At 75.0% G+C, this 4,066-nt stretch carries 4 protein-coding genes; all 4 read right to left on the reverse strand.

Annotated elements, in window-relative coordinates; translation table 11 throughout:
• Window positions 1–881, reverse strand: an 881-nt coding sequence (locus tag EF918_RS33370) for an N-acetylglucosamine kinase (RefSeq protein WP_125652639.1), incomplete at its 3' end; no start/stop codon positions are given.
• Window positions 882–920: 39 nt separating this feature from the next.
• A complete protein-coding gene (locus tag EF918_RS33375) occupies window positions 921–1,448 on the reverse strand; it encodes a sigma-70 family RNA polymerase sigma factor (protein WP_125652640.1) in 528 nt (175 codons plus the stop codon).
• 93 nt (window positions 1,449–1,541) lie between these two features.
• On the reverse strand, window positions 1,542–2,000 hold the full coding sequence (locus EF918_RS33380) for a hypothetical protein (RefSeq protein ID WP_125652641.1): 459 nt from the start codon (window positions 1,998–2,000) through the stop codon (window positions 1,542–1,544).
• Between the two features lie 71 nt (window positions 2,001–2,071).
• Window positions 2,072–4,066, reverse strand: a 1,995-nt coding sequence (locus EF918_RS33385; protein ID WP_125652642.1) for an NB-ARC domain-containing protein, incomplete at its 5' end; no start/stop codon positions are given.

Genomic DNA, 4,066 nt, shown 5'->3' on the forward strand with positions numbered 1-4,066 from the left:
GGGGTGGTCAGGACGGTCGGGTGGAGGTGGGGGGCTCGGGTGGTCAGGAGGTCGCGGATGCGGTCGTTCAACAGGGGGTGACGGGCCGCCAGGATTCCGCCGCCCAGGAAGAGGGGGAGAGGGGCGGCCTGCGGGCCCAGGCGTTCGAGGGTGGCGGTGGCCAGCAGGACGATTTCCTCGGCCTGGCGGTGGATCAGGGAGCGGGCGATCTCGTCGCCCTCCTCGGCGGTGCGGAACAGGACCGGCACCATCTCGTAGCGGCGGGTCGCCGGGATGCTGCGCAGGTGCAGGGCGGAGATCAGTTCCATCATGCTGGTCAGGCCGAAGTGCCGGGGCAGGGCGCGGGCCAGGGCGGTGGGGCCGCCGCGGCCGTCCTCGGAGCGGGCCGCGTGCCACAGGGCCTCCTCGGCCAGTTGGCCGCCGCCGCCCCAGTCCCCCGAGTACGTGCCGACCGCGGGGAACCAGACGGTGCGCCCCTCGGCGGTGAGGCCGACGCAGTTGATGCCGGCGCCGCACACCACGGCGATGCCGGCGCCGCCGGTGTCCGGCAGGCCCGCGCGGAGGACCGCGAACGTGTCGTTGTAGACCCGTACGGTCGTGGCCCAGCCGCGTTCGCGCAGGGCCGCGGTGAGCTCCCGTTCCTGGCCGGGCAGGTCGACGTTGGACAGGCACGCCGAGACGTGCTGCACCGGTAGGGGGCGGTCACCGTCGGCCCGGTGCGTCACCTTCCGGATCAGCGGGGCCAGTACGTCCAGTGCCTCCGGGACGCCGGTGGCGTGCGCGTTGAACCCGCCGCCCCGGCTGGTGGCCAGGACGTGGCCCGACGTGTCGATCAGGGCCACCTCGGTCTTGCTGTTCCCGGCATCCACGGCGAGCAGCATGGACTTCCTCCTCCTCCTTCTCCTGGCTCTGGGCCTTCCTCAGGCCGCGATCCGCATGCCCGCGGCTTCGAGCATCGGGCGCAGGGCGCGCACGGCCACGAAGCTGCGGGACTTGACCGTGCCCACCGGTATGCCGAGCGTCTCGGCCGCCTGGGCCATGGAACGGCCGTTCAGGTAGAGCTCCACCAGCACCTCGCGGTGGTGCGGCGGGAGTTGGTTGAGGAGCTGTTCGACGTCGAGGAAGCTGAGGACGTCCTCGTAGGCGTCGCCCGGGGCGATCGGCTCCTGGGGGGCCTCGTTCCACACCTCGCGCGGCCGGGTCACGATCCGGCGGTGCTTGTCGATGGCGATCCGCCGGGCCACCGTGGAGAGCCAGGGGCGGCAGTCGTGCAGACGGTCCGGGGCGGGGAGGCTCTCGGGGTGCTGCCAGGCGCGTGTCATCGCTTCCTGCAGGATGTCCTCGGCCAGCCCCCGGTCCCCGCTGGTGATCTTCAGCAGGGACCGCATCAGATAGCCGCCGTGCAGGCGGTAGAGCTCGCTGATGATCTCGTCTGCGGCGTACGGCATGGTGCCCATCTCCCGTCGGTCCCCGAAGCGTCGACTTCGTTGACCCGAGGGTCGGGCGTGGGTCCAACGGCCGGCCAACGGCGCCCCAACGGTCTACGCGCGGAGGTGGGTTTCGAGGTTCGTCAGGCCTTCGTCGCCCTGACGCTCGATGAGGACGGCGATCCAGTCCGCGACCGTCGAACGCTGTGCGGCGGTCCATGCACGGGCCGAGGGGTGTTCGTCGACGAAGAAGGCCGAGGCGATCAGGCGTGCCTGCGCGAAGCGGGTCCGGCCGATCTCCGTCCGGAGGTGGCCGGGGAGCTGGTCGGCGAGTTCCGGGACCCGCTGGCCCGGGCGCAGCCGAAGGACGAGGCGCTGGGTCGTCTCGATCACCCGCTGCGCGTCGGCGGGGGGCAGGCCGGACCCCGCGTCCGTACCCGCGTCCCCGGCCGCGTCGGGGAGCGGCGGGGCCGCACCCCCGTCCGATTCGGAGTCCGCGTCCGCGTCCTCGGTGGCTCGGGGGGTGTGCGGGTCCGTGACCGCGCGGAGAGCGCGGTGCCGGTGCGATGCCATGACACTCCCTCCCGACGGGACAGCGGCTACCCCCTGGTGTACGGGCCCCGGTCCTCGGCGGGTTCGGGCCGTCAGGCCGGGAGGGGCTCCCGGGCGGCCGCCTCCAGGCGGTCGCGCAGGAGCTCGGCCGCCCGGCGGTGCGCCTGCGCCTCGGACGTCAGGCCCAGCTTCTCCGTCACTTCCGCCAGGTGCTCCAGCACCGACATCTCCCCGGCCAGGAACTTCTCCCCGCGGGCCATGGCGAGCCCCTCCTGGAGCAGCCGCAGCGCCGCCTGCGGCTCGCCGGTCCGGCACAGCGCCATCGCCTGTACGTCGCACAGCAGGACCCCGGTCAGACCGCGCGGGCCGGGCAGCGCCCGGGCGCGCTCGGCGTGGACCAGGGCACGGTCGGGCATCCCCTCGTCCAGGCAGAGCCGGGCCATGTGGTGCAGGGCGAGGGCCGCCGTACCGTAGTCGCGCATGTGCTCGGCGGCCTCGGCGGCCTCGTCGTATGCGGCGACCGCGTCCTCGAACTTCCCGAGCCCGCCGTGGACCAGCCCCAGGTTGAGCAGCGCCTGCGCCAGGTCGCACGCGTCGCCCGTACGCAGCGCCAGCTCGCGCGAACGCTCCAGCAGGGGCAGCGCCTCCGCTGCCCGGCCCGCCGCGAAGACGGTCCAGCCCAGCAGGTTGGCGACCCGGGTCTCCGCCCGCGGGTCCCCCGCGGCGCGGGCGGCGTGCAGGCCGTGGGTCACCACCGGGATCCAGTCGCGGTGGCTCTGCCACGTCAGCAGCGGCCACACCAGGACGGTCAGACGCCACGCCCGGTCGTGCTCACCGGCACGGGCGGCGGCTTCGATCGCGGCGCACAGGTTCGCCGACTCCGCCGCGTACCAGTCCAGCACCCGGGGCCGGTCGTCGAGCCGGGGCAGGGCCGGCGGCCGTTCGCACCAGTCCGGCAGGTCGCAGCAGGGGCGGCCCGCCGGGTCGTACGTCCGGGAGGCCGTGTAGGCCGCGTGCACGTAGAAGTCGAGCAGCCCGCGCAGCCGGTCGGCCCGTCCCCCGGCCCCGTACGTGCGGGAGAAGAGCTGGACGAGGTCGTGGCAGGAGTAGCGGCCGAGGGAACGCTCCTCGATCAGATGGGCGCTCGCCAGCACGCCCAGCGCCCGGCGGGACGCGGCGAGCGGCATCCGGCACGCGGCCGCGATCGCATGGGCCGTGACGTCGCTCCCGGGCACCGCGCTGAGTGCCGAGAACACCGCCTGCGCCTCGTCGTCGAGCGCGCGGACGCTCAGCGTCAGGGCGGCGGTGATGTCGGCGTCCTCGACGGACAGCGCCGCGAGCCGCTGCTGCTCGTCACCGAGTTCGTCGGCGACCGAGCGCAGGGACCAGTGGGGGTGCCCGGCCAGGCGGGCGGCGGTGATCCGGAGCGCCAGGGGGAGCCCGCTGCACAACCGGACGAGTTCCAGGGCGGCGTCGGGCTCCCGTCCGATCCGCTCCTCGCCGAGCGCGGCGCGCAGCAGCGCCAGGCCCTCGTCCTCGTCCAGCAGGCCGACGGGCACCAGGGCCGCCCCGTCCAGGGCGAGCAGCCCGTCCAGCCGGAGCCGGCTGGTGACGATGACGGCCGAGCCGCCACCGGGCGCCAGGAGCGGGCGCACCTGGGCGGACTCGCGGGCGTCGTCGAGCAGGATCAGCAGCCGGCGCCTGGCCAGCATCGAGCGGTACAGGGCCTGGGCGGCGGCCGGGTCATCGGGAACGGCGTGCTGCGGCAGGCCCAGGGCCAGGAGGAACCCGGCGATCACGGCGGACGGATCCGCCGGGGCCGCACCGTCGAACCCGTGGAGGTCGGCGAACAACTGCCCGTCGGGATAGTCGCCCACGTGCGCGTGGGCCCAGCGCAGGGCGAGGGAGGTCTTGCCGACCCCCGCCTGGCCGACGACCAGGGCGAGCCCGGGGGCACCGGGGGCCAGGGCCCGCTCCACGGAACGGAACTCGTCCGCCCGGCCGACGAACCCGGCCGGGGCGCGCGGGAGCTGGGCCGGGCGGACCTGGGGGGCGGCGGGCGCCGGCGCCGGCTCGTGCGTCGGCTC

Source organism: Streptomyces sp. WAC06614 (assembly GCF_003949795.1).
Lineage (GTDB): Bacteria > Actinomycetota > Actinomycetes > Streptomycetales > Streptomycetaceae > Streptomyces.